28 protein-coding genes are annotated in these 24,568 nt (G+C 73.5%); 18 read left to right on the top strand and 10 right to left on the bottom strand.

The window, feature by feature from the left end; genetic code table 11:
- Position 1: 1 nt before the first annotated feature.
- The 7 genes from QM788_RS15245 (at position 2) to QM788_RS15215 (ending at position 7,412) form a co-directional block, all read left to right on the top strand.
- Entirely contained in the window at positions 2-3,529 is a 3,528-nt protein-coding gene (locus QM788_RS15245; protein ID WP_415662311.1) for a DUF748 domain-containing protein, read from the top strand.
- Between the two features lie 8 nt (positions 3,530-3,537).
- Positions 3,538-4,074, top strand: coding sequence for a peptide-methionine (S)-S-oxide reductase MsrA (msrA, locus tag QM788_RS15240; protein WP_415662310.1), 537 nt, complete (start codon positions 3,538-3,540; stop codon positions 4,072-4,074).
- Positions 4,074-4,802: an ATP-binding cassette domain-containing protein gene (locus QM788_RS15235; RefSeq protein ID WP_415662309.1), complete on the top strand. Its 729-nt coding sequence runs from the start codon at positions 4,074-4,076 to the stop codon at positions 4,800-4,802. The genes msrA and QM788_RS15235 overlap by 1 nt, the downstream gene beginning before the upstream one ends.
- Positions 4,799-6,046, top strand: coding sequence for an FtsX-like permease family protein (locus tag QM788_RS15230; RefSeq protein ID WP_415662308.1), 1,248 nt, complete (start codon positions 4,799-4,801; stop codon positions 6,044-6,046). The genes QM788_RS15235 and QM788_RS15230 overlap by 4 nt, the downstream gene beginning before the upstream one ends.
- Positions 6,047-6,116: 70 nt before the next feature.
- Positions 6,117-6,338 carry an AbrB/MazE/SpoVT family DNA-binding domain-containing protein gene (locus QM788_RS15225; RefSeq protein WP_415662307.1) on the top strand — a complete coding sequence of 74 codons (222 nt, stop codon included), beginning with the start codon at positions 6,117-6,119 and terminating at the stop codon, positions 6,336-6,338.
- Positions 6,339-6,415: 77 nt separating this feature from the next.
- Positions 6,416-6,829 carry a PIN domain-containing protein gene (locus tag QM788_RS15220; protein ID WP_415662306.1) on the top strand — a complete coding sequence of 138 codons (414 nt, stop codon included), beginning with the start codon at positions 6,416-6,418 and terminating at the stop codon, positions 6,827-6,829.
- Between the two features lie 100 nt (positions 6,830-6,929).
- Positions 6,930-7,412 (top strand): DUF3299 domain-containing protein, encoded by a 483-nt coding sequence (locus QM788_RS15215; protein WP_415662305.1) that lies wholly within the window; start codon positions 6,930-6,932, stop codon positions 7,410-7,412.
- A 5-nt stretch (positions 7,413-7,417) separates the two neighbouring features.
- Here the strand turns inward: QM788_RS15215 and pdxH are convergent, their stop codons facing one another.
- Entirely contained in the window at positions 7,418-8,053 is a 636-nt protein-coding gene (pdxH, locus tag QM788_RS15210; RefSeq protein ID WP_415662304.1) for a pyridoxamine 5'-phosphate oxidase, read from the bottom strand.
- A gap of 109 nt (positions 8,054-8,162) precedes the next feature.
- On the opposite strand from pdxH, the gene QM788_RS15205 reads away from it, so the two are divergent.
- Positions 8,163-8,756 carry a nucleotidyltransferase family protein gene (locus QM788_RS15205; RefSeq protein WP_415662303.1) on the top strand — a complete coding sequence of 198 codons (594 nt, stop codon included), beginning with the start codon at positions 8,163-8,165 and terminating at the stop codon, positions 8,754-8,756.
- Between the two features lie 10 nt (positions 8,757-8,766).
- On the opposite strand, the gene QM788_RS15200 is transcribed toward QM788_RS15205, so the two are convergent.
- The 4 genes from QM788_RS15200 to QM788_RS15185 are packed head-to-tail and all read right to left on the bottom strand — an operon-like array spanning position 8,767 to position 13,642.
- Positions 8,767-10,137 (bottom strand): efflux transporter outer membrane subunit, encoded by a 1,371-nt coding sequence (locus tag QM788_RS15200; protein WP_415662302.1) that lies wholly within the window; start codon positions 10,135-10,137, stop codon positions 8,767-8,769.
- Positions 10,134-11,333 (bottom strand): HlyD family secretion protein, encoded by a 1,200-nt coding sequence (locus QM788_RS15195; protein ID WP_415662301.1) that lies wholly within the window; start codon positions 11,331-11,333, stop codon positions 10,134-10,136. Before QM788_RS15195 ends, QM788_RS15200 begins: the two co-directional genes overlap by 4 nt.
- Complete coding sequence (locus tag QM788_RS15190) at positions 11,330-13,021, bottom strand: MFS transporter (protein WP_415662300.1); 1,692 nt, start codon at positions 13,019-13,021, stop codon at positions 11,330-11,332. The genes QM788_RS15195 and QM788_RS15190 overlap by 4 nt, the downstream gene beginning before the upstream one ends.
- A gap of 27 nt (positions 13,022-13,048) precedes the next feature.
- A complete protein-coding gene (locus QM788_RS15185; protein ID WP_415662299.1) occupies positions 13,049-13,642 on the bottom strand; it encodes a gamma-glutamylcyclotransferase in 594 nt (197 codons plus the stop codon).
- Between the two features lie 115 nt (positions 13,643-13,757).
- On the opposite strand from QM788_RS15185, the gene edd reads away from it, so the two are divergent.
- Both edd and eda read left to right on the top strand, forming a co-directional pair.
- Positions 13,758-15,587 (top strand): phosphogluconate dehydratase, encoded by a 1,830-nt coding sequence (gene edd / locus QM788_RS15180; protein ID WP_415662298.1) that lies wholly within the window; start codon positions 13,758-13,760, stop codon positions 15,585-15,587.
- Between the two features lie 11 nt (positions 15,588-15,598).
- Positions 15,599-16,225, top strand: a complete 627-nt coding sequence (eda, locus tag QM788_RS15175; RefSeq protein WP_415662297.1) for a bifunctional 4-hydroxy-2-oxoglutarate aldolase/2-dehydro-3-deoxy-phosphogluconate aldolase — start codon at positions 15,599-15,601, stop codon at positions 16,223-16,225.
- 32 nt (positions 16,226-16,257) lie between these two features.
- On the opposite strand, the gene QM788_RS15170 is transcribed toward eda, so the two are convergent.
- The gene (locus QM788_RS15170) at positions 16,258-16,647 is read right to left on the bottom strand and encodes a hypothetical protein (protein WP_415662296.1); all 390 of its coding nucleotides are present in this window, start codon (positions 16,645-16,647) and stop codon (positions 16,258-16,260) included.
- Between the two features lie 100 nt (positions 16,648-16,747).
- On the opposite strand from QM788_RS15170, the gene QM788_RS15165 reads away from it, so the two are divergent.
- Positions 16,748-17,461, top strand: a complete 714-nt coding sequence (locus tag QM788_RS15165; RefSeq protein WP_415662295.1) for a helix-turn-helix transcriptional regulator — start codon at positions 16,748-16,750, stop codon at positions 17,459-17,461.
- Positions 17,462-17,792: 331 nt separating this feature from the next.
- A complete protein-coding gene (locus QM788_RS15160; RefSeq protein ID WP_415662294.1) occupies positions 17,793-18,044 on the top strand; it encodes a hypothetical protein in 252 nt (83 codons plus the stop codon).
- Here QM788_RS15160 and QM788_RS15155 read toward each other — a convergent pair.
- From QM788_RS15155 to fur, 3 genes are all read right to left on the bottom strand, one after another.
- Complete coding sequence (locus QM788_RS15155) at positions 18,041-19,642, bottom strand: methyl-accepting chemotaxis protein (protein WP_415662293.1); 1,602 nt, start codon at positions 19,640-19,642, stop codon at positions 18,041-18,043. The two genes, QM788_RS15160 and QM788_RS15155, sit on opposite strands and share 4 nt — an antisense overlap.
- A 140-nt stretch (positions 19,643-19,782) precedes the next feature.
- The gene (gene xth, locus QM788_RS15150; protein ID WP_415662292.1) at positions 19,783-20,556 is read right to left on the bottom strand and encodes an exodeoxyribonuclease III; all 774 of its coding nucleotides are present in this window, start codon (positions 20,554-20,556) and stop codon (positions 19,783-19,785) included.
- A gap of 58 nt (positions 20,557-20,614) precedes the next feature.
- Complete coding sequence (gene fur, locus QM788_RS15145) at positions 20,615-21,058, bottom strand: ferric iron uptake transcriptional regulator (RefSeq protein ID WP_415662291.1); 444 nt, start codon at positions 21,056-21,058, stop codon at positions 20,615-20,617.
- A 586-nt stretch (positions 21,059-21,644) separates the two neighbouring features.
- Here fur and QM788_RS15140 point away from each other — a divergent pair.
- The 6 genes from QM788_RS15140 to QM788_RS15115 are packed head-to-tail and all read left to right on the top strand — an operon-like array spanning position 21,645 to position 24,204.
- Positions 21,645-22,988, top strand: a complete 1,344-nt coding sequence (locus tag QM788_RS15140) for a metallophosphoesterase (RefSeq protein WP_415662290.1) — start codon at positions 21,645-21,647, stop codon at positions 22,986-22,988.
- Positions 22,975-23,229 carry a hypothetical protein gene (locus QM788_RS15135; RefSeq protein ID WP_415662289.1) on the top strand — a complete coding sequence of 85 codons (255 nt, stop codon included), beginning with the start codon at positions 22,975-22,977 and terminating at the stop codon, positions 23,227-23,229. The genes QM788_RS15140 and QM788_RS15135 overlap by 14 nt, the downstream gene beginning before the upstream one ends.
- 5 nt (positions 23,230-23,234) lie before the next feature.
- Complete coding sequence (locus QM788_RS15130; protein WP_415662288.1) at positions 23,235-23,408, top strand: hypothetical protein; 174 nt, start codon at positions 23,235-23,237, stop codon at positions 23,406-23,408.
- Positions 23,405-23,560, top strand: coding sequence for a hypothetical protein (locus tag QM788_RS15125; RefSeq protein WP_415662287.1), 156 nt, complete (start codon positions 23,405-23,407; stop codon positions 23,558-23,560). Before QM788_RS15130 ends, QM788_RS15125 begins: the two co-directional genes overlap by 4 nt.
- A 13-nt stretch (positions 23,561-23,573) precedes the next feature.
- A complete protein-coding gene (locus QM788_RS15120) occupies positions 23,574-23,801 on the top strand; it encodes a hypothetical protein (RefSeq protein WP_415662286.1) in 228 nt (75 codons plus the stop codon).
- Positions 23,788-24,204, top strand: a complete 417-nt coding sequence (locus QM788_RS15115) for a type II toxin-antitoxin system VapC family toxin (RefSeq protein ID WP_415662285.1) — start codon at positions 23,788-23,790, stop codon at positions 24,202-24,204. The genes QM788_RS15120 and QM788_RS15115 overlap by 14 nt, the downstream gene beginning before the upstream one ends.
- On the opposite strand, the gene QM788_RS15110 is transcribed toward QM788_RS15115, so the two are convergent.
- Positions 24,194-24,532, bottom strand: coding sequence for a hypothetical protein (locus QM788_RS15110; RefSeq protein ID WP_415662284.1), 339 nt, complete (start codon positions 24,530-24,532; stop codon positions 24,194-24,196). The genes QM788_RS15115 and QM788_RS15110 overlap by 11 nt on opposite strands.
- Positions 24,533-24,568: the final 36 nt, after the last annotated feature.

Raw genomic sequence — 24,568 nt, 5'->3', positions numbered from 1 at the left:
CGTGAAAACCGCTCCCCGCTCTCCCGTCCGCATCGCCCTCTGGGCCCTGACCGCCGTCGCCGCGCTGGGCAGCCTGCTGCTGCTGCTGGTCACGCTGCTGCTGCCCGGCTGGGTGGCGGGCCGCGGCGTCGCGCTGGCCACCGAGGCGCTGGGCCGCCCGGTGCACATCGGCCAGTCCCATTTCGAGCCCTGGCGGCTGGCCGTGGTGGCCGAGGACCTGCGCATCGGCGGCGCCGCGCCGGACCGGCCGCCGCTGCTGACGCTGGCCAAGGTGGACGCCGCGCTGTCGCTGCGCTCGCTGCTGCGCGGCCGCGTCGTCATCGAGTCGCTGGCGCTGACGCGGCCCGAGCTGCGCCTGGCGCGCGTGGCCGAGGGGCATTACGACATCGACGACCTGATCCAGCGCTTCGCCGCCCAGCCCGGCGCGCCGGACGAACCCGCCCCCGAGTTCGCCGTCTACAACATCGAGCTGACCGAGGGCCGGCTGCTGTTCGACGACCGGCCCGTGCAGCGCCAGCACGAGCTGGCCGAGCTGCGCCTGGCGCTGCCCTTCGTCTCGACGCTGGAGGCGGACGTGCAGGTCAAGGTGCAGCCCAGCCTGAGCGGCCAGCTGGACGGCGTGGCCTTCGCCAGCCATGCCGAGGCGCTGCCGTTCGGCGACGCGGCCAGCGCCCGGCTGTCGCTGAAGCTCGCCGGGCTGGACCTGGCGCCGCTGGCCGCCTACCTGCCGGCCAGCCTGCCCGTGCGCCTGGCCCGGGGCCGGCTCGACGTGGACCTGGCGCTGGACTTCGCCGAGCACGCCGGCCAGGCGCCGGGCGTGAAGCTCAGCGGCGCCGTGCAGCTGCTGGACCTGGCGCTGAACCAGCCCGACGGCCAGCCGCTGCTCGCCTGGCAGCGGCTCAGCCTGCCGCTGGCCGACGTGCAGCCGCTGCGCCGCCAGGCGGGGTTCGGCACCCTCGTGCTGGAGTCGCCCGAGGGCTGGCTGCGGCCGCTGCCGGATGGCCCGCCCGCCACGGCCGCAGCCGCCGCTTCGGCCCCTGCGGCCGCGCCGTGGCAGTTCAGCGTGGCCGGCGTCGAGGTGCGGGACGGCCGCCTCACCGTGCGCGACCTGACGCTGGACGCCATCGCCGTCAAGCTGGGCGCCGCCGCCTGGCCGCTGAAGCAGCCGGCGCAGCTGGACGCCAGCCTGCGCCTGGATCAGGCCACGCTGGCCGCCCAGGCCCGGCTCGCGCCCGACGCGCTGGACGTGGACGCCACGCTGGCCGGCCTGCCGGTGGAGCGCCTGGCCGCCTGGCTGCCGTTGCCCGGCGGCGCGCGGCTGGCGGGCGCGGTGTCCGGCAAGGCCGCGCTGGCCGTCAAGGACCCACTGGCCGACGGCGCCGCCGCGCGCGCCCGGCTGGCGCTGCGCGATCTGCACGTCGCCGATGCGCGCCTGGCGCTGGGCGGGCAGCCGCTGCTGACGCTGGCCGCGGCCGACCTGGACCAGGCCGAGATCGACCCCGGCGCGCGCGAAGCCCGGCTGGGCACGCTGAAGCTGCAGGCGCCGCGCGCCCGGCTGGCCCGCGACCGCGACGGCCGGCTCAACCTCGCGCCGCTGCTGCCGGCCGACGACCGGGCCGAACCCGCCGCCGGCCCCGGCTGGACGCTGCGCCTGGCCGGCCTGGCGCTGGACCGCGGCGCGCTGCGCTGGCGCGATGCCGCCGTCCCGGACGGCGTCGCGCCCGTCGCGCTGGCGGTGGAGGCGCTGCGGCTGCAGCTCGGCGCGCTCGGCTGGCCCAGCCATGCGCCGGTGCAGGCGCAGCTCGCGGCGCAGCTGGCGCCGCTGGCCGACAACGACCAGCCCGTGGCCGCCGGCGCCGGCAGCCTGCAATGGAGCGGCCGCATCGGCCTGGCGCCGCTGTCCGCCACCGGGCAGCTGCGCAGCCAGGCGCTGCCGCTGCAGCTGTTCGACGCCTACCTCGACCCCGCCTGGGGCCTGCACCTGCGGCATGCCGAGCTGGGCCTGCAAGCCGACGTGGCCGCCGCGCGCCAGCCCGACGGCCGCTGGCAGGCGACGGCGGGCGGCGACGTGCGCATCGGCCCGCTGGCTCTGCTGCAGGCCCGCGTCATCGACGGCCGGCGCGCGGTCGGCGAAGACCTGCTGAGCTGGCAGGCGCTGCAGCTCGACGGCCTGAAGCTCACGCTCGCGCCCGACGCGCCGCCGCGGCTGGCCGTGCGCGACGCCACGCTGGACGACGCCTACGCCCGCCTCATCGTCGACGAGCAGGGCCGCTTCAACCTGCGCGACATCGGCCCGGCCGAGGCCGCCCCGGCGCCCGGCGATGCGGCCGCATCCGCACCGGCATCGGCACCGTCCGCCCCGGCGTCCGCGGCCGCCCCCGCCGGCCGCCTGGCGCCCGAGTTCGCCGCCGAGCGCATCCGCGTGAACCGCGGCCTGGTGGACTTCAGCGACCGCTTCGTGCGTCCCGGCTACAGCGCCCGGCTCAGCGAACTGGAGGGCACGCTGGGCGCGTTCTCGTCGGCCAACCCGCAGACGGCGCCGCTGAGCGTGCGCGGCAAGGTGGCCGGCACCGGCCTGCTGGAGATCGACGGCCAGCTCAAGCCTGGCGCGCCGCTGGTGATGGACGTGAACGCCAACGCCAGCGACATCGAGATGGCGCCACTGTCGCCCTATGCCGCCAAGTACGTGGGCTACGCCATCGAGCGCGGCAAGCTCTCCACCAAGCTGCACTACAAGGTCGAGCCCGGCGGGCAGCTGGTGGCGAGCAACCAGATCATCCTGAACCAGCTCACCTTCGGCGAACGTGTGGAAAGCCCCAGCGCCACCACGCTGCCGGTGCGCTTCGCCGTGGCGCTGCTGAAGGACCGCGACGGCGTCATCGACGTGAACCTGCCGGTCAGCGGCTCGCTGGCCGACCCGCAGTTCAGCGTCGGCGGACTGGTGTGGCGGCTGCTGCTCAACCTGATCGGCAAGGCGCTGACCTCGCCGTTCTCGCTGTTCAGCGGCAGCGACGCGCCCGAGGAGGCGCAGGTGGCCTTCGCGCCCGGCAGCGCCGAGCTGGCGCCCGGCGACAAGCTGGAGCGCATCGCCCGGCTGCTGGCCGACAAGCCCGGCGTGCAGCTCACGCTGACCGGCTGGGCCGGCATCGCCGCCGAGCAGCAGGCCCTGCGCGAGCAGCGCCTGGCCCAGGCGCTGGCCGCCGAGGCCGCCAGCGGGGCGGCCTCGCCCGACGAGGCGCTCCGGCGCGTGTACGCCGCCACCCGGCTGCCCAACAAGCCCAAGAACCTGCTGGGCCTGCCCAAGGAGCTGCCGCCCGAGCAGATGCGCGGCCTGCTGATGGGCAGCTACACGGTGGACGGCGACACGCTGCGCCAGCTGGCCGACGCCCGCGCCACCGCCGTGCGCGACGCGCTGCTGGCGCGCGGCGCGCCGAACGCCCGCCTGTTCCTTTCCGCGCCCAAGGTGTGCGACGCCGACTGCGACGAGGCCTGGCGCCCCCGCGTCGAACTGTCCCTCGGCGCCTCTTGAAGACCCCCATGACCGACATCCCTTTCGAACGCATCACCCTGGCCGGCGGCTGCTTCTGGTGCCTGGAGGCCGTCTACGAGCGGGTGCGCGGCGTGCGCAGCGTCGAGAACGGCTACAGCAACGGCCTGGGCGCCGCGCCCGACTACGAGAGCGTCTGCGGCGGCCACACCGGCTTCGCCGAGGTGGTGCGCATCGACTTCGACCCCGCCGTGCTCTCGCTGCGCGAGCTGCTGGAGGTGTTCTTCGTGATCCACGACCCGACCTCGCTGAACCGCCAGGGTGCGGACGTCGGCACCCAGTACCGCTCCGGCATCTACTGGCACACCGAGGCGCAGCGCCTGCTCGCCGCCGAGATGCTGGCGGCGCTGAACCACGAGCACGCCGGCCGCGTCGTCACCGAACTGCTGCCCGAGACCAACTACCACCCGGCCGAGGCCTACCACCAGCACTACTACGCCCGGCATCCCGACCAGGGCTACTGCGCCTTCGTCGTCGCCGGCAAGGTGGACAAGTTCCTGGCCACCTTCCAGAGGCTGGTGGCCTGATGCTGGCCTGGCAGGGGCTGGCCCACCGCTATGCCGGCGGCGCCGAGATCGCCTACGCCGACTTCGCGCTGCCGCCGCGGCGCCACCTGCTGCTGCGCGGCGCGTCGGGCTCGGGCAAATCGACGCTGCTGGCGCTGCTGGCCGGGCTGCTGCGCGTGCAGCAGGGCACGCTGAGCGTGGCCGGCACGGCGCTGCCGGGCCTGGGCCCGCGCGCGCTGGACGCCTGGCGCGGCGCGACGCTGGGCGTGGTGCCGCAGCGGCTGCACCTCAGCGACGCGCTGACCGTGGCCGGCAACCTGGCGCTGCCGGCGCTGGCCGCAGGGCAGGGCGCCCACGCCGCGCAGGCCGCGCGCGCCGCCGAGCTGCTGGCCGCGCTCGACATCGCCGATCTGGCCGGCCGCCGCCCGCACCAGCTCAGCGTCGGCCAGGCGCAGCGCGTGGCGCTGGCGCGCGCGCTGATGCGCAAGCCCCGGCTGCTGCTGGCCGACGAGCCCAGCGCCAGCCTCGACGACGAGCACACGCTGCACATGCTCGCGCTGCTGCTGGACGCGGCCGAGCGCGAGGGCTGCACGCTGGTCATCGCCAGCCACGACGCCCGCGTCGTCGAGGCGCTGGGCGCGCGGGACGACGTGGTGCAGCTGTCGCTGCGCGGCCGCGACGGCGGCGGCGGGCCGGGCGGGGCGCCGGGCGAGCGCACGACGGCCTGGTCCACCGGGAGCCTGTCGTGATCCGGCTGGCCTGGCGCTACCTCTGGTCCAGCCCGCTGACGACGGCGCTCAACCTGCTGCTGCTGACGCTGGGCCTGGCGGCGGCCACCTTCGTGCTGCGCGCCAGCACCCAGGTCGAGGGCGGGCTCAAGCGCGACCTGGCCGGCATCGACCTGGTCGTCGGCGCCAAGGGCAGCCCGATGCAGATCATGCTGGCCGGCGTGTTCCACCTGGACACGCCCACCGGCAACATCCCGCTGGCCACGCTGGACCTGCTGAAGCGCCAGCCACTGGTCGCCGAGGTCGTGCCGCTGTCGCTGGGCGACTCGTTCCGCGGCTGGCGCATCGTCGGCACCACGCCGGACTACCTCGGCCTGTACGGCGCGGTGGTCGGGCAGGGCGCGCTGTGGACCCGGCCGATGCAGGCGGTGCTCGGCGCCGAGGTCGCGCGCGCCAGCGGCCTGAAGCCGGGCGACCGCTTCGCCGGCAGCCACGGCCTGGCCGGCGGCGGCGGCGAGCATGGCGACCACCGCTTCGAGGTCGTCGGCGTGCTGGCCGAGTCCGGCAGCGTGCTGGACCGGCTGGTGCTGACCGACCTGGCCTCGGTGTGGGAGGTGCATGCCGGGCACCACGGCGGCGAGGTCCCTGACGCCCATGAAGCCCATGAAGCCCATGGGGATCACGAAGACCCTGGCCACGCCGACCATGACGACGATGACCGCGAGATCACGCTGGCGCTGGTGCGCTACCGCAGCCCGCTGGCGGCCGTCTCGCTGCCGCGCTGGGTCAATGCGCAGGAGGGCCTGCAGTCGGCCGCTCCGGCGCTGGAGACCGCGCGGCTGATGCGGCTGGTGGGCGCCGGCACCGAGGTGCTGCGCGGCTTCGGCCTGGTGCTGCTGGCGGCCGCCGGGCTGTCCGTCTGGGTGGCGCTGCTGCATGCGGTGCGCGCCCGCCAGGGCGACCTGGCGATGCTGCGCATGCTGGGCGCGCCGGCCTCGCGCGTCGCCGCGCTGATCGCGCTGGAGGCGCTGCTGCTGGCGGCGCTGGCCACCGTGCTGGGCCTGGCGCTGGGCCATGGCCTGGTCGCGCTGCTGGAGCGGCTGCTGGCGGCGCGCCAGTCGCTGCGCCTCGCGCCGCTGGGCTTCAGCGAGGCCGAATGGGCGGTGCCGCTGCTGGCCGCCGGCCTGGCCCTGCTGGCCGCCGCCTGGCCGGCGTGGCGGGCGTACCGGCTGGACGTGACGACGCTGCTGCAGGCGCCGCGGTGAAGCAAGGATGCCCTCCAGCGTGTGCCGGATTCGTCGATCCTTACAATTCGTCAAAACGAAAGGAATCGGCATGGCAGACGCGACACTGACCGCCAAGGGGCAAACCACCATCCCGCGCGAAATTCGCGACCGCCTCGGCCTCGAGGCCGGCGACAAGCTGGCGTTCACGATGCTGTCCGACGGCACGGTCGTCATGCGCGCCAAGACGCGGCGCCTGGCCGACCTGGCCGGCCTGCTCACGCGGCCCGGCCAGCCTTCTGTCGGCGTCGACGAGATGCGGCTGCCGGAATGAGCGCCGCGCCGGGCCGCCCCAAGCCGGCTCGCTCCCCGCTGAGGGAACAGGCCGCAGGCCGGAAGGGGATGCCGCCCATGAGCGTGTCCATCGACACGAACGTGCTCGTGCGCCTGCTCGTGCGCGACGATGAGATGCAGTTCGCGGCGGCCAGGCGCCTCGTCGAGCAGGCGGCGGCTGCGGATGAGCCGGTGCTCATCGTGCTGCTGGTACTGCTCGAGGCCGAGTGGGTGCTCCGCAGCCGCTACCAGCTCGACAAGGCCTCGATTGCCGCCGCGTTCGCGCAGCTGCTCGAGGCGAAAGGCGTCGTCATCGAACACGAGCCGACGCTCGAGGAGGCCCTCTACGTCTGGGCTCAGCATCCGGCGGCCGATTTCGCCGATTGCCTGCTCAACGCGCGGGCCGCACATCTGGGCCGGACCCGTTTCGTCACCTTCGACGTCGGTGCCGCCAAGCTGCCTCGCGGCGAATTGCTCGCCGCAGCTCACTGACGCGGCCGCCGGCGCTCGGGGGCTGCGCCGTCATGCCGGCCCGCAGCCCGCCCGGCGGCACAATGGCGAGGCCCGTTCTGCCACCCCACGCCGACCCGCCATGAAATCCTTCGCCGCCGCCGCCCTGCTCGCCGCCGGTGCCGCGTTTGCCCAGACGCCGCCCGCCCTCGGCCAGGGCCCCGGCTACCACGACCCGCGCAGCCCCTTCAAGCCGCTGGAGGAACGGGCCGACATCGTGTCGTGGAAGCTGCTGTCCCAGGTCACGGCCAAGGCCGAGAAGAAGAAGCTGGTGCCGGTCTTCCCCACGGCCGTGCAGGCGCTGGACCGCAAGACGGTCAAGGTGCAGGGCTTCATGATGCCGCTGGAGGTGGGCGACCGGCAGCAGCACTTCCTGCTGTCGTCCGTGCCCACCACCTGCTCGTTCTGCGTGCCCGCCGGCCCCGAGGGGCTGGTGGAGGTGCGCACGAAAAAGCCGGTGCGCTACACGCTGGAGCCGGTCGTCGTGGAAGGCCAGCTGGCCGTGCTGACGGACGACCCCTACGGCCTCTACTACCGCGTGGAAGAGGGCCTGGCCGTCCACTGAGTCGATCAGGGCGCCAGGCGCTCGCGCAGCCAGCGGCCGCCGTCCAGGCGGAACACCAGCCGGTCGTGCAGCCGCGAGCGGCGGCCCTGCCAGAACTCGAAGCGGTCCGGCACCAGCCGGAAACCGCCCCAGTGCGGCGGCCGCGGCGGGTTCAGGCCGTGCTGCGCGGCGGCCTTGGCCGCGTTGGCGACCAGCACAGCGCGCGAGCCGATCACCTGGCTCTGCGGCGACGCCCAGGCGCCCAGGCGCGAGTCCAGCGGCCGGCTCTTGAAATAGTCGTCGGACTCCTCGGCCGAGGTCCTCTCCACCCGGCCCTCGATGCGCACCACGCGCTCCATCTCCACCCAGTGGAACTGCAGCGCCGCGCAGGGGTTGTGGGCCAGCTCGCGGCCCTTGCGGCTTTCGTAGTTCGTGAACCAGACCATGCCGCGCGCGTCGCTGCCCTTGAGCAGCACGACGCGGGTGGAGGGCCGGCCGTCCGCACCGACGGTGGCCACGGTCATCGCGGTGGGCTCGGACACGTCGTGCGCGATGGCCTCGTCCATCCAGCGGTCGAAGAGGGCGAACGGGCCGTCCGCGGCCTCGGCCTCGTCCAGTTCCCCCAGTTCGTAGCTCTTGCGGAAGTCACTCAGTTTGCTCATGGAGCCGAAGTATGCAGACCTTCCCCTAGGTGAACGCCCCAGCTTCTTGAACGCCGGGGCAGTGGGCATGCTTGCGGCACCGCAGCATCCGCGAGAATGGTTCCCCGTGATGACGAAACGACGCCCCGCCATCGTCGTGCTGGCCGTGGGCCTGGGCAGCCGCTTCCGTGGCCGGGGCTCGCACCCGGGCGGCCAGCCTGGCGCGGACACCCTGCTGGCCCGCACGCTGCGCCATGCGATTGCCACGCAGCTGCCGGTGGTGGTGGTGGCCACGCCCGCGCTCGCGCCCGTGGCGCACAAGTTCGTCGCCGCCCGCGACGTCGTGACGCTGCCCGAGCGCGATGCCAACGGCCGGCCGCTGCCGGTGGGCATGGGCCATGCCATCGTGGCCGGCGTCGGCGCCACCGGGGACGCCGACGGCTGGCTCATCCTGCCGGCGGACATGCCGGAGGTGCAGCCGGCCACCCTGGTGGCCGTGGCGCGCGGGCTGGAGCAGTACCCCGTCTGCTACGCCCAGCACCGCGGCATCCAGGGCGACCCGGTCGGCTTCGGCACCGAGCTGTTCTCGGAACTGATGGCCCTGCAGGGCGACGGGGGCACGCGGCGGCTGGTGGCGCGCTACGCGGCCCAGCCCATCGACGTGGACGACCCCGGCATCCATGCCGGCGCGGCCCCGGCCGAGGCGGCGCGGCTGGGCCGCTGAGCCGGGGGCGTCAGGGCTCGCGCCGCCAGCCGCCGCCCAGCGCGCGCACCAGCGCCAGCTGGTTGTCGAGCTCGGCCTGGCGCAGCCGGATCAGCTCGTTGTCCTGCGCATAGAGGTTGCGCTGGGCGTCCAGTTCCTCCAGGTAGCCGGCGTAGCCGGCCTGGTAGCGGTCGTGCGCATAGCCGAGCGAGCGCGCCAGCACGTCGCGGCGCTGCTGTGCGAGCTGGCGCTGGCGGCCCAGGCGCTCCAGGCCGGCGAGCGCGTTCTCCACCTCGGCCAGCGCCGCCAGCACGCGGCCGCGGTAGGCGAGGGCGGCCTGGTCGCGCTGCGCGGTGGCGGCGTCGAACTGCGCCCGCAGCCGGCCCGCGTCGAACAGCGGCGCGAGCACGCTGGCGCCCAGGCTCCAGACGTGCACGGGGTCGTAGCGCAGCCCGCTGACGTACAGCTCGCCCGCGCTGGCGCTGAGGTTGAGCTGCGGCAGGAAGGCGGCGCGGCGGGCGGCCAGCGTCGCATCGCTGGCGGCGAGCTGCAAGGCGGCCTGGGCGATGTCGGGGCGGCGCGCCAGCAGCGCCGAGGGCAGGCCGGCGGGCGGCAGCGGCAGCGCCAGGTCGTCGAAACCACGCCCCGGCGGCAGCGGTGGGTCGAGGGCCGGGCGGCCGGTCAGCAGGGCCAGCCCCTGCTGCTGGCGCCGGATCGCCAGCTCCAGCGCCGGCAGGGTCTGCGCGACCGCCGCGTGTTCGGCCTGCGCCTGGGTCAGCTGCAGTTGCGAGATGTAGCCGGTGCGGGCCTGGTCCTCGGCCAGGCGCAGCGCCTCGGCGCGCGAGTCCAGCGTGCGGCGCGCGAGCGCGAGCTGGGCCTGCTGGGCACGCAGCGACACATAGGACTGCACCGTCAGCGCCGCGACGCTGAGGGCCATGCCGTCGCGCTCGGCCCGGCTCGCGTCGGCGCGCAGCTCGGCGGTGCGGGTCAGCGCGCGCTCCCGGCCCCACAGGTCCAGCTCCCACGACGCGGCCAGCCCCGGCTGCACGGCGCGCGACTCGGAGATGCCGGTGGGCTGCAGCGTCCGCGAGGTCTGCAGGCCCAGCACGGCGTTGAGCTGCGGGCCTTCGGCGGCGCGGCTGGCGGCCAGCGCGGCGCGGGCCTCGGCCAGGCGCGCGCCGGCCAGCAGCAGGTCGGTGTTGTGGGCCAGGGCCTGGGCGACGAGCTCGTCCAGCGCCGCGTCGCCGAAGCCGCGCCACCAGTCGGCGCGCAGTTCGGCAGCGGCGGCGGGCGCGCTGTCCTGCCAGGCGGCGGGCGGCGCCAGCGGCGCGGGCGCCTCGGGCAGCGGCGGCAGCGCGCAGCCGGACAGCGCCAGCGCCGCCGCGCCGAGCAGCCGCCTCATCGCGCCGCTCCCGAGGCCGCTGCGGCCGTGTCCACGCGCACCACCATCGACATGCCCGGCCGCAGCCGCGCCGCGTCGGGCTGGCCCGGGTCCAGCGCGATGCGCACCGGCAGGCGCTGCACGACCTTGGTGAAGTTGCCGGTGGCGTTGTCGGCCTTCAGCACGCTGAACTCCGAGCCGGTGGCCGGCGCGATCTGCTGGATGTGGCCGCGCAGCTCCACGCCGCGCAGCGCGTCGGCGCGCAGCACGGCGGGCTGGCCGACCTGCATGCGGCCGGTCTGCGTCTCCTTGAAGTTGGCGATGACCCAGTGCTGCTGCGGCACCAGGAACAGCAGCTGCGAGCCGGCGCTGGCGTACTGGCCCAGCCGCACGGACACCTCGCTGACCTGGCCGTCGGCCGGCGCGCGGATGACGGTGTTGGCGAGGTTGACGCGCGCCTGCGTCAGCTGCGCGTCGGCCGCCTGCACCTGGGCCTGCAGCCCGGCGCGGCCGACGGTCGTGGCCTTGATGCGTTCCTCGCCGATGCGGACCTCGGCGCGCGCCTTCTCGACGTTGGCCGCCGCCAGCCGCCGGCTGCTGCGCACGCGGTCGCGCTCGTTGAGCGACACCGAGCCGCGCCCGGACAGCTCCTCCACGCGCTGCAGCTCGGCCGCGGCGCGGGCCTGCTCGCCCTCGGCCGAGGCCAGCGTGGCGCGCGCGGCGGCCAGCGTGGCCTGGTTCTGCGCCTGCGCCTGCGCGAAGTTGTCGAGCTGGGCCGCCGCATTGGCGCGCTGCGCCTCGGCCTGCGCGACGGCGGCGGCGTAGAGGCGGTCGTCGATGCGCACCAGCGGCTGGCCGGCGCGCACCTGCGCGAAGTCCTGCGCCAGCACCTCGACGACGTAGCCGTTGACCTGCGGCGACAGCACCGTCACCGCGCCGCGCACATAGGCGTTGTCGGTGGCCTCGACGCGGGTGTCGAAGGGCCCCAGCTCCCAGGCGCGCAGGATCAGCGTGACGCCGGCCAGCGCCACCACGGCCATCACGGCGATGGCGGTGGCCGAGGCCTTCAGGTATTTGGACGGCGGCGCGGGCGGGGCCTGGGGCGCCGGTGGCGGCGGCGCGGGCGGCGGCGGGCTGTTGCCGGCGCCGTCGGCGGGCAGCGGCAGGTCGGTCTCGGTGATGTCGCGCGGGGGCGGGGTGGGCGACGCGGTGCTCATGGGCGTGCGGGGGTGGCGGTGGGGGAGGGCGGGGTCGGGGCGGAGCGGCGCTGTTCCCGCCACTGCGCCCAGAGGGCGAGGCTGCGCCGGCCCAGCGCCCACAGCAGGTAGGCGATGGCGGTGACGGCGCTGAACATGAAGACGTCGTTGTAGGCGCGCACATTGGCCTCGCGGCGCGCGGCCTGGGCGAGCTGGGCCGTGCCCTGCGCGGCGCGCAGCACCGGGTCGGCCACCACGGCGCCCAGCGCCGCGCCCTGCTGCGCGAGGCGCTGCGCGACCTGCGGGTCGGCGCGGTCCAGCCGGGCCACCAGCGCGGCCGAGAACTCGTGCTCCCGGTAGACCTGGTAGGTGTTCAGCACGGCCGCGCCGAACAGCCCGCCCATCGTCTGCGTGACCGAGAACAGCACCGAGAACGTGATGATGTAGGCCGGGCCGTTTTTCAGCGCCTGCTGCAGGCCGATCAGCAGCAGCGGCCCGAGGAACATGCCCGAGCCGAAGGCCAGCAGGAACTGGCTGACGAAGAAGTCCTGCGGCCGGTCGAGGCTGGTGCGGTGGTGGTCCAGCAGCCCGGCGGCGGCGAACAGCGCGATCGCCAGCAGGATCTGCGGGATGGTCGCGCGCGGCGAGAAGGTGGCCGCGCAGGCCAGCGCGCCCAGCACCGTGCCGGCCAGCACGACGGCGAACAGCGGCTGCATCTGGTCCGGCCCCATGCCCAGCGTGCGCAGCAGGCCGACCGCGCCGGCCGACTGCTCGGCCGTCAGGAAGCGCAGGATCAGGCAGCCCAGCGCGAAGCGCAGCGTGGCCGCGTTGGCGAACCAGCGCGTCTGGATCAGCGGGTTGGCGCGGTGGTGCTCGATCAGGATGGCCACCGTCATCAGCAGCAGCGCCGCCACCAGCAGCCAGCCCAGCCAGGGCGTGTCCGTCCACCAGTGCAGATAGCCCTGGGACAGCACGGCCACCACCATCGCCACGGCGGGCGCCACCAGCGCGAAGGTGAGGAAGTCCAGCGGCTCGAACACCGCGATCTGGATGCCCGGCGGCAGCTTCAGCACGACGACCGCGGCCAGGCTGCACAGCGCCAGCCCGGCCTCGAACAGGTGCAGGTGGTGCAGGCTGCCGTCGCCGAGGTTGAGCAGCGCGGGCGAGACGACCCAGGCCAGCGGCAGCGCCAGCTGGCCCGCGCCCAGCGCCAGCGCCAGCGCGCGGCCGGTGTGCACGCGCGGCAGGCTCTGCAGCATGTAGAGCATGCCCAGCGTGCTGCAGGCGCTGCCGGCCAGGCCGCTGGCGGCGCGCAGCGCCAGCAGCGTCGGGTAGCCGCCGGCGTACAGGTGCAGCAGCGACAGCACGGCGTAGATGGTCAGCCCGATCTCGGCGAACCAGCGGATGCCGAAGCGCTGCCGGCACTTGACCACCAGCAGCGCGGTCGTCACGTTGACCATCACATAGGCCGCCGGCAGCCAGGCGCCCTCGGAGGGCGTCAGGCCGAACTGGCCCTGGATCAGCGGCAGGTTGGCCGCGACCAGCCCGTTGCCGAAGCCGCCGGTGATGGTCACCAGCAGCGACACCAGCGCGTAGGCGATGCGCCGCCACGGCGGGTGCCAGGGCATGGAGGGCGAGCCCGGCAGCGTGGGCTTTTCGTGGTCCGCCCAGTCGGGGACGGGGTGGAGGGGCTGGGGGCTGGTGGCCATGCGGGGCCGTAGTGTGTCAGAACAGGCTCAGAGCGGCGCGCACAGGCCATGCCGCGCGGCCAGCCGGGCCTGGCGCTCCAGCTCGGCGTCGTGGATGCCGTGCTCGCGCAGGCCCTGCACGGTGCGCAGCAGGTAGTCCAGCGTCGTGCCGTAGCGGCCGCGCGCATGGCGCAGGATGTGCAGCAGCTCGGCGTCGGGCAGCGCGCCCGTCCAGTTCGGGCTGCGGCGCGGCAGCGTGAAGGCCAGCGCGCGCAGCGGGCCGCACAGCGTGTCGCAGCGCAGCCAGCGCGGCTCGTAGACGCCACCGTTGGGCATCTCGCGCTCCCACAGCAGCGGCAGCACGGCCTCGCCGTCGGCCCGCGGCACGCGGTAGACCAGCCCGCGGCAGCTGCCGCCCGACATCAGCGCCAGCACCAGGCCCGGCTGCTGCGGCGTGCCGCGGTTCACGCGCGAGCGCATGCGCAGGCTGCGGTGCCAGCCCGGCACGCGGGCGGGCAGGGCCTCGCTGAACTCGAGGTCGGGCCGCCAGATCAGCGAGCCGTAGGCGAACAGCAGCAGGTCGCCGCCGCCGGCCCGCCAGTGCGCCAGCGTGGCCTGCAGGCCAGGGGAGGGGTGGGACATCGCCCGCATGTTGGCACGCCGTACCTGCGGCGTAACCCAGGACGGGCCGTGACGAAGTAATATGGTTACCTGTTTTCCACGGGCGCGGTTACACGCCCGACCCAAGGAGACCCGCATGAACACCATCCTGAGCCAAGTCACCGAGCGCATCCGCGAGCGCAGCGCCCCGCTGCGCGGCGACTACCTGGCCCGCATCGCCCAGCTCAGCCACCGCCAGCGCGGGTTCGAGCGCATGGGCTGCGCCAACGTGGCGCATGCCGTCGCGGCGCTGCCGGGCGACGACAAGCTGCGCATCGTCGCCGAGAAGGCACCGCATCTGGGCGTCGTCACGGCCTACAACGACGTGCTGTCGGCCCACCAGCCCTATGAGCACTACCCCGGGCTGATCCGCGCCGAGGCGCAGCGCCGCGGCGCCACCGTGCAGGTGGCCGGCGGCGTGCCGGCGATGTGCGACGGCGTCACGCAAGGCCTGCCCGGCATGGAGCTGAGCCTGTTCTCGCGCGACACCATCGCGATGAGCACCGCCATCGCGCTGACGCATGACGTGTTCGACGCCGCGCTGCTGCTGGGCATCTGCGACAAGATCGTGCCGGGCCTGCTGATCGGCGCGCTGCACTTCGGGCACCTGCCCTGCGTGTTCGTGCCGGCCGGGCCGATGGGCACGGGCATCTCGAATGCCGACAAGGCCAAGGTGCGCGAGCTGTACGCGCAGGGCAAGGTCGGCCGCGACGAGCTGCTGGCCAGCGAGTCCGCCGCCTACCACGGCGCCGGCACCTGCACCTTCTACGGCACGGCCAACAGCAACCAGATGCTGCTGGAGGCCATGGGCCTGCACGTGCCGGGCAGCGCCTTCGTCCACCCGCACGACCCGCTGCGCGAGGCGCTGACGCGCGAGGCCGTCGGCGCGGCGCTGCGCATCAGCGGCCGCCTGCCCGGCCAGGCGGCCCGGCCCATCGGCCACGTCGTGGACGAGCGCTGCATCGTCAACGCGATGGTCGCGCTGCTGGCCACGGGCGGCTCGACCAACCACCTGATCCACTGGGTCGCCGTCGCGCGCGCGGCCGGCATCCTGATCGACTGGAGCGACTTCTCGGCGCTGTCCGCCGTCGTGCCGCTGCTGGCGCGCGTCTACCCCAACGGCAGCGCCGACGTGAACCAGTTCCAGGCCGCCGGCGGCCCCGGCTTCGTCATCCGCGAGCTGCTGGACGCCGGCCTGATGCACGAGGACGTGCTCAGCGTCGGCGGCGACTCGCTGCGCGCCTACGCCTTCGTGCCGGTGGCTGCGGACGCCGGCGGCGAGGTCGTGCGCGAGGCGCTGCCCGCCGCGAGCCCGGACGACGGCGTCGTGCGCACCGCCGCCGCGCCCTTCAGCGCCACCGGCGGCCTCAAGCTGCTGGCCGGCAACCTGGGCCGCGCCGTCATCAAGATCTCGGCCGTGCCGGAGGACCGCCACGTCGTCGAGGCGCCGTGCCGCGTCTTCACGACGCAGGAGGCCATGCTGGCCGCCTTCAAGGCCGGCGAGCTGGAGCGCGACGTGGTCGTCGTCGTGCGCTTCCAGGGCCCGCGCGCCAACGGCATGCCCGAGCTGCACAAGCTGACGCCGCCGCTGGCCGTGCTGCAGGGCAAGGGCTTCAAGGTCGCGCTGGTCACCGACGGCCGCATGAGCGGCGCCTCCGGCAAGGTGCCGGCGGCCATCCACGTCAGCCCCGAGGCGCTGGCCGGCGGGCCGCTGGCGCGGCTGCGCGACGGCGACCCGGTGCGCGTGGACGGCATCGCCGGCACGCTGCAGGCGCTGGTGGCCGACGATGAATGGAACGCCCGCGAACCCGCCACGCTGACCCCGGCCGAGGCCGAGGTCAACGCCCACGGCCTCGGCCGCGAACTCTTCGCCGGCCTGCGCCGCAATGTCCTGAGCGCCGAAGAGGGCGCCGTCACCTGGTTGTGAGTGAGATCCCCATGCTTGAAACCCTGAGCCTGGCCAGCCACGGCCCCGTCATCCCCGTCATCGTCATCCAGCGCCTGGAAGACGCCGTGCCGCTGGCCGAGGCCCTGGTGGCCGGCGGCGTCAAGGTGCTCGAAGTGACGCTGCGCACGCCGGTCGCCTTGCAGGCGATGGAGGCGATGGCGAAAGTCCCCGGCGCCATCGTCGGCGCCGGCACGCTGCGCACGCCGCAGGACGTTGCCAACGCGAAGAACGCTGGCTGCCAGTTCGGCGTCAGCCCCGGCTACACCGACGCGCTCGCGGCGGCCTGCGAGCGCGAGGGCCTGCCGCTGCTGCCGGGCGTGTCCACCGCGTCCGAGGTGATGCAGGCCAACGCGGCGGGCTTCGGCTTCCTGAAGCTGTTCCCGGCCGTCGCCGTCGGCGGCGTGAACCTGCTGAAGGCGCTGGCCGGCCCGTTCCCGGACGTGGCCTTCTGCCCGACCGGCGGCATCTCGCCGGAGACCGCGCCGCAGTTCCTGAAGCTGCCCAACGTCCGCGTCTGCGGCGGCTCCTGGCTGACGCCGCAGGACGCCCTCGACGCCAAGGACTGGGCGCGCATCACCCGGCTGGCCGCGGACGCCGCCGCGCTGCGCGGCGCCTGACGCGCCGGGCCGCGGCGCTTCTCAGGCGCTTGTCAGGCCGCCAGCCGGGGCTCGGCCGCGCGCAGCGCCGCCAGCACCGGGCCCTGCCAGGGCAGCAGGTAGACCAGCGTGGCCAGCGCAGCCTTCAGGCGCGGCGACAGCAGCGGCCGGCCGCGCTCGTCCAGCAGCAGCACGTTGGAGCGCACGGCCAGCGGGTCCGCCTGCACGACGGTGCCGTCGCCGACCTCGATCCAGCCCCACTCCATCCAGGCGCTGACGCCGGCCTGGCGGCCCTCCCAGCGCGTGGTGCCGGCCAGCGTGCGGGCGCTGCCGCGCGGGCGGCGGACGTCGGTGCGGGCATGCCGCACGTCCCGCGCGGCGCTGGGCAGCGACGCCGCGGGCCAGCAGACGCTGCCGCCGGGCAACTGGGTGAGGATGGGCATGGGGTACCTCGTGGTCGTGTGATTCGAACAAGGCGCAGTCTCCGGCCGGAAACGGGCTGCGCACAAGCTGGCAGACTTGACAGGTATGGGCGCCCCGGGAATGAACTACCAGCAACTGATCGACGTCGGCCTCAGCGACGACCTCGCCGGTTTCGAGCGCCGCCTGGTCGCGGCGGCGGACGCGATGGGCTTTCCGATCATCTCGGGCATCCTGATGCGCGGCGTGCTGCGGGACGCCGACGTGCAGATCACCTCGCTGGGCAACACGCCCAAGGTCTACCTGGACGCCGCCAAGGACCTGGCCGACACGCGGCGCGACCCGGTGCTGGGCCGGCTGATGATGCAGTCCGTGCCGGTCGTGTACGACCAGCGCACCTATGTGGACGCCGGCATGGCCGACCTGTGGGACATGCAGGCGCCCTACGGCTACCGGACGGGCATCGCGGTGAAGCTGCACCTGCCGGGCAACAGGCACTTCCTGCTGGGCGTGGACCGCGACGAGGCGTTGCCCGAGCCCGGCACCTCGTTGATGCACATGATCGCCGGCTTGCAGCTGCTGTCGGCGCACGCGGTGACGGCGGCCGAGCGGCTGCTCGGCCCCAAGGTGGACCAGCACGACCTGCCCAGGCTCACGAAGCGCGAGCTGGACACGCTGAGCTGGACCTCGCACGGGAAGACGGCCTGGGAGGTCAGCGCCATCCTCGGCATGAGCGAGAAGACGGTGAACTTTCATTTGGGCAACGCGATGCGCAAGCTGGGCGTGGGGTCCAAGCACCAGGCGGTGCTGAAGTGCGTCGCGGCCGGCCTGCTGTGAGGTGACGGCGGCGAGGTGACTGCGGGTAGTCCCTCCCTGGAAGACTTGCCAGGTTTCGAGGCGCAAGAAAACAGGGACATTTCGGTCCAGCGAATCCCCGCCCCCCAATGGAGACTCCCATGACCCTCATCGACCTGATCTGCGAAGTCCTTGGCCTGCCCCGCCTGGGCGGCTGAATCCCCGAGCGGGACCGCCGCTGTTCCGCACCGCGCCCCGGCCCGCCACGTCGACCGCCGCCTGACCCCGGCCCTCGACGTGCGGGCCGGGGCCGCGCTCTGCGGGCCCTCGCTGCGGTCCGCCCCACCCGCTGCGGCGTTGCCCCTGCCTCCAGGTGCCCATCTCCCACGACACCTATGCCCGGCTGCTCAGCCTGGCCGACCAGGCGCCGCTCGACGCCCTGGCCCTGAACGAGCGCACGCTCGCCCGCGCCAAGACCCTGGGCTACAACCTGATCGGCCAGGTGCGCAACGCCCCGGCCAGCCGGCTGCGGGCCGACCTCGGCGCCGAACGCGCCGAGGAGCTGCACCGCGTGCTGCTGGAATACGGCCTGCGCCGGCCCGCGGACGCTCCCGACACCCCTTAAGCCTGCCTGGCGGCCCGGCGCAGCGCCACGGCCTCCGGCAGCGCGCGCGTCTCGTTCGCCGCGAGGCGGAAGATGCGCAGCGCGGCGCTCACCTGGCCCGTGTCGTCGCGCATCTGCGCCGCAGCGCGGGCGAGCTGCTCCACGAGGCTGGCGTTCTGCTGCGTGATGCCGTCGAGCCGGCGGATGGCGCCATGCACCTCCGCGACGCCGCGCAGCTGCGAATGGGCGCCGTCGTCGATGTTGGCGATCAGCGTCCGGAAGGCGTCGACCTGGGCCAGCGTCGCGTCGATGCTCTCGCGTGCGGCGCGGGTCTGCGCCTCGCCGGCCTGCACGCGCTGCGTGGAATCGTCGATCAGCGACTTGACCTCGCGCGCCGCCGCCGAGCTGCGCTGCGCCAGCGCCCGCACCTCGCCCGCGACGACGGCGAAGCCCTTGCCGTGCTCGCCGGCGCGGGCCGCCTCGACGGCCGCGTTCAGCGCCAGCAGGTTGGTCTGGAAGGCGATGCTGTCGATCAGCTGCACGATCTCGCCGATGCGGCCGGACGCCCCGGCGATGCCGCCCATGGTGTCGGTCACCGAATGCACGACGGCGGCGCTGCGCCGCGACACGTCGTGCAGCTGGCCGGCCACGCCGGTGGCGGTTTCGGTGTCGCCGGTCGTGCCGCGCACGGTCGCGGCGATCTGCTCCATGCTGGCCGCCGTCTGCTGCAGGCTGGCGGCCTGGCTCTCGGTGCGGCGGGCGAGGTCCTGGTTGCCCTGGGCGATCTCGTCGCTGATGCCACGGATGCGGTCGACGTCGTGGCGGGTGTCCACCACCATCGCGCACAGGTTCACCGCCACCTGCGCCATCGCGGACTCCAGCCCGTGCGTCAGCGCATGGCCGCTGGGCCGCAGCGCGGCGGAGAGGTCGCCGGCGGCCAGCGCGCGCGCGAAGCCCAGCGTGGGCGCCAGCGCGGCCTGCAGCCGCCGGTGGCGCAGCGCCGCCAGGCCCGCCGCCGCGGCGACGGCCGCCCCGGCCGCCGCCCACGGGCCGGCCAGCACGAGCGCCGCGGCGGCGACGCCGGCCGACAGCAGCGGCGCCGCCATGCCGGCCAGCCAGGGCAGCCGCCGCCCGAGCCGGCTCAGCGCGCCGGGCAGGCCCGGACGGATCAGCGCGCCGCCGTTCAGCCGGTGCCCGGCGCGGCCCGATGCCTGCTCCTGCCGCATCAGCGCGTACAGCTGCTCGGCCTGCTCGATCTGCGCCCGCGTCGGCTGCGAGCGCACCGACAGGTAGGCCACCGGCCGGTCGCCGTCCAGCAGCGGCGTGACGTTGGCCATGACCCAGTAGTGGTCGCCGTTCTTGCGGCGGTTCTTCACGACGCCGGACCAGGGCCGCCCGGCCTGGATGGTGTCCCACAGGTCGCGGAAGGCCTCCTGCGGCACGTCCGGGTGGCGCAGGATGTTGTGCGGCTGGCCGAGCAGTTCGTCCAGCGCATAGCCGCTGGTGTCGACGAACACCGCGTTGGCATGCAGGATGCGGCCCTTCAGGTCGGTGGTGGACACCAGCGTGCGGCCGGCGGGGAAGGGGTGTTCGCGTTGGGTGACGGGTTGCAGGCGCATGGCGGAATCCTCCGGCGCGCGAGCATGGGGGGCCGGGCGGCGCCCGCCCTTGATCTCGCGCAAGCCGGCGCGGCCGGCGCCCGCGGCCGCCGCGCCCGGGCGTGACTTTCCTCTCGAATCCGGCGGCGGCTCACACCTTCTCAGCCGTCGAGGGTGACGACGACGGGCGCGTGGTCGCTGGGCCGCTCGTTGCGGCGCGGGGCCTTGTCGATCTCGCAGGCCGTCACGCGGGCCCGCAGCGCCTGGCTGACGAGGATGTGGTCGATGCGCAGGCCCTGGTTCTTGCGGAACGCGAGGTTGCGGTAGTCCCACCAGCTCCAGCTCTTGGGCGGCTGCTCGAACAGGCGGAAGGCGTCCGTCAGCCCGAGCGCGAGGAGCTGGCGGAACTGCTCGCGCTCCTCGGGCGTGCAGTGGATCTGCCCGGCCCAGGCCACCGGGTCGTGCACGTCGCGGTCCTCCGGCGCGATGTTGAAGTCGCCCATCAGCACCAGCCGCTCGTGCTGCGCCAGCTCGCCGGCCAGCCAGGTGCGCAGGGCCGCGAGCCAGCCCATCTTGTAGGCGAACTTGTCGCTGTCCGGCGCCTGGCCGTTGGGGAAGTAGCCGCCGATGACGCGCACGCCGCTCACGGTGCCGGCGATGACGCGCGCCTGCTCGTCGGCGAAACCAGTGATGTTCATCACCACGTCGGTGGCGGGCTCGCGGCTGATCAGGGCCACGCCGTTGTAGGTCTTCTGCCCGAACCACTGCACCTGGTAGCCGGCCGCCGCGATCTCCTGGGCGGGGAACTTGTCGTCGGTGAGCTTGGTCTCCTGCAGCACCAGCGCGTCCACCGGGTGGGCGGCCAGCCAGTCCAGCACCTGCGGCAGGCGGACGGCGAGGGAATTGACGTTCCAGGTGGCGAACTGCTGCTTCATCGGAGGCCTCGGGTGGGGAGCGCGGGCCGGCATTGTGCCGGCGCCGCGGCGCCCCCCGTCACTTGCCCGGCGGGCGGCACTCCGGGCGCGAGCACAGCCCGTAGAGCGCCAGCGCATGCGCCTGCAGCCGGAAGCCGCGCTCCGCGGCGATGGCCTGCTGGCGTGCCTCGATATCCGGGTCGCAGAACTCCTCGACCCGGCCGCAGCGCAGGCACACAAGGTGGTCGTGGTGCTCGCCCTCGTTCAGCTCGAACACCGAGCGGCCGGTCTCGAAGTGCGTGCGCGTCAGCAGCCCGGCCTGCACGAACTGCATCAGCACGCGGTACACGGTGGCCAGGCCGATGTCGGCGTTCTCGGCCATCAGCGCCTGGTAGACCTCCTCGGCGCTCCAGTGGCGGCGCTCGCCTTCCTGGAACACCCGCAGGATCTTGATGCGCGGCGTGGTCGCCTTCAGCCCGGAGGAGTGGATGTCGGCGATGTGGTCGGTGAAGTGGCGCGTCATGGGCGGTCAGGGCAGGGCGGGTGGACGTACCGTGACCTCAGGGTCCACGGCCAGGGGCGCGGACGATCATAAAGCGAATAATTCTCATTTGCATCGGTGCCGATGCCGCAGTGTGATGGATGGCCGACGGGCGCGTCGGTCCCCCGTCGCGCGCGGCCGCCCCCGGCGCGCCGCGCGCAGGTGCAGGCCCAGCAGCAGCGGCAGCGCGAGGCCGGCGACCCAGTGCATGCCCCCGGGACGGGAAACGCGACAGCTAGAACGTGCTGCAGCCGGAGCTCGGTGCGTGCCAGCTCGGCCTTCAGCGCGGCAACGTACTGGACGGCCAACGTGGCGTCATTGACGGCCAGCGGGTCGCCCAAATCGCTTATGGAGGGTCGGCCGGGATTCATGTGATTTCACGCCAAAAGTTGCCTAACTCGTTGTCGGCTTTATGGAAATCAGAAATTCCCTTCTGGATACATCGCGACAGAGCCGCAGAGTAGCGCTTGCCGGGATTCCCTCCCCCGCTCTCGCTACGTGCCAGCGGCGCGGACGCCCTGGGAATCCTCCCCTCGGGCACCCCCAAATGTGTCGTTACGATTTGTGAATGCGACTGCTGCATCTCTCCGACATCCACTTCAAAGAGCCCGACTGCCTCGACCTGCCGACTGACCCCGAGCGCCCGTACAGGACGCGCTTGAAGGCTGACCTCGTGGAGCTGTGTGCCGAGAAGACGGTGGACGCCATCCTCGTCAGCGGCGATATCGCCTTCAAGGGGCACCCCGCTGAGTTCGCCGTGGCCGACGCCTGGCTGAAGGAGCTGGCGGCCGCGTCCGGCTGCCGTCCCGACCGGATCTACGTCGTGCCAGGCAACCACGACGTCGACCGGTCCATCTGCCGTGGGTCTGCGGTCATCTCGAACGCCCAGGCTGCCATCGCCAGGGCGCCGCATCTACATCGCGAGACCGTGCTGCGCACGCAGCTCAGGGACAGCGAATCTGGCGCGGCGCTGTTCAAGCCCTTGGCCGCCTACAACGCCTTCGCCTCTCCCCTGGGTTGCTTTGTCAGCCCGGCCCTGCCGTACTGGTTCTACAACCTGGACGACCTCGGCGGCGGCGTGACCCTGCGGCTGCACGGCCTCACCTCGACGCTGATTTCTGGCCTGGAAGACCGCGACGACCAGCCCGGCCGCCTGTATCTCAGCCCGCTGCAGACGGTGCTGGACCCCGAGCCCGACGTGCTGAACCTGGTCATGTCTCACCACCCCCCGCGGTGGTTCATGGACGAGCACGCGGTAGACGATGCCGTGAATGACCGAGCGCCGCTCCAGTTCTTCGGCCATGAGCACCGACAGCGCTGCATCGCGACCGACGGCTACATGCGCTTCAGCGCCGGCGCCGTGAACCCCGAGCGTCACGAAGCCGACTGGAAGCCTGGCTACAACGTCATCGACATCGAGGTGGTCGGCACCGGCAAGGAGCGCGTGGTGCGGGTGTGCGCGCGTGTGCGCCAGCTGCAGAAGAATCCTGAGCGGTTCATCGCCGTGACCACCAAACAAGGGCACGATGTGTGGACCCAGGACATCCTGTTCCCCAGCCATGCCACCCACGTCGTCCGTCCGGCCGAAGCCCAGCCCGCCCCGGCGGCCGCCGCCGCGCCCGCGGCACCAGTGCACGTCGCAACGCCCGCGGAGGTGGCCATGAGCAGCCCGAACACCAAGGGGTTGGTCTTCCGGTTCTGGAACCTGGCCGACAGCCAGAAGCGCGAGATCATGTTCAAGCTCAAGCTCATCACCCATTCAAGGGCTGACCATCATGGACCCCATCACAGCACTCGCAGCCTTCGGCCCGCTCGCCGTCGAGGCCGGCAAGGCGCTCGTTGCGCGCTTCATCAGCCCCGACACCTTCAAGCCCACAACGGTGGGCGACTGGCTCACCATGCGCCAAGCTGACACGGCGCTGTTTCAGGCCATGCAGGACAAGGGCGGCGGCCCGGCCTGGGTGGATGCCATCGTGCGCCTTCAGCGGCCCTTCGTGGCCGCCGTGGCGCTGGGCACCTGGGCCGCGCAAGAGCTGACCATGCCGACGGGCGCGACAGAGGCGTGCAGCAACTTCGCCGCCGTCGTCGGCTTCTACCTGTTCGGCGACCGCACGCTGTTCTACGCCGGCAAGGCCGGCAAGTCCGGCAAGTGACCAGGATGCAAGACACCATCGTCAAGGCGCTAGCGGGCGCAGCAGCCGGCGCCGTCATCGGCTGGGCCGGCACCGCGCTCACGCTCACCGGCCGCGTGGCCGCCATCGAAGCCAGCCAGGCCCGAACGGAAGCCGCCATCGAGCGCATTGCCGCCAAGCTCGCGGAGCGTGAGCGATGAAGCTGCCGGCCTACGTGCCCAAGCCGGCCGAAATCGGCCGCGAGGCCATCATCGTGCTGGCCGGCGCGCTCATCGCGGCGGCCGTCATCGGCCAGTTGCCAAGCGTGCGCGCCTGGATGAAGCGGCAGTGGGACGGCGCGGCACCCATGTGAGAAGATCGCCAGCATGAAAAGCGTCCTGTTCGCCAAGAGCAAGCCTGAGCAAAAGCCCATCGGACTGGTGGAGGTCGAGGGCATCGGCTTTCATGAGGTGGCGAGCAGCGCGCCTCGGCTGAGTGGCGAGCAGATCGGCGCAAGGCTGGATGCGTTCTACGCCAAGCATCCGCGCCGGACCCTGAAGAGGGGTCAGAAGACCATCGTCGAAAAGCTGCGCGAAGACCGTGATCGTCGTTGACGCCTCGGTGGCGCTGGCCTGGGTGCTGGACGACACGGACGCGGCTCACCGCTACGCAGCCGAAGTCGCAGAAGCCAAGATCGTGGATGGCATCGAGTTGATCGCGCCCATGCTCATGGCGCAAGAGTGCAGCTACAGGCTGCTCAAGACCGGCCGCGCAAAGCGCTGGGGTGAGGCATTGGTGGCGGAGTACGGCGAAACCATCGACATGATCGGCGTTCGCTACCTCGACCAAACATCGACCGTCGCGGGGTTGGTCCGCTTCGCCGTGCGCCGCCACGTGCAGGGGTATGACGCCGTGTACCTGGCCCTGGCGCTCGCCACGGGGGCCAAGCTCGCCACGCTCGACGGCGGCCTGAAGACGGCCGCGCGCGCGGCCGGCGTCGAGCTGTTCAGCGCCTGAGCGAGGTACGGCGCGCGGCCATCAGCTCGCCGGCAGTCTCCCGCCAGGTCGGCGCGTTGGCGCTTCCGAAGTCGCCAGCGGCCAGCACGCGCGCCAGCTCGCGGCGTAGGCGCTCCAGTTCATCGCCAAGCGCCCGCGCGTGGCCGGCATGCAGCGCGGCCAGGTTCTCGGCCTCTATGACCTCGGCGCGTGCCGTGCGCCACCCGAACGAAGGCGCCGACAGCCATAAGGCCAGCAGCACGGCGACCGGCGCCCGGTCGGCTGCTATCCAGCGATGCGCGGTGGACTTGGAAGTCCTGAAATTGGCCGCCAGGCGCGCGGCGCTCATGCCTCCGTGATCCGCCAAAAGCACCGATAGCGCTGG

Origin of the sequence: Roseateles sp., from assembly GCF_047654785.1 — a bacterium.
GTDB lineage: Bacteria > Pseudomonadota > Gammaproteobacteria > Burkholderiales > Burkholderiaceae_C > Pelomonas.
The sequence above is the reverse complement of the archived record's forward strand: the minus strand, read 5'-3'. Positions and strand labels throughout refer to the sequence as shown.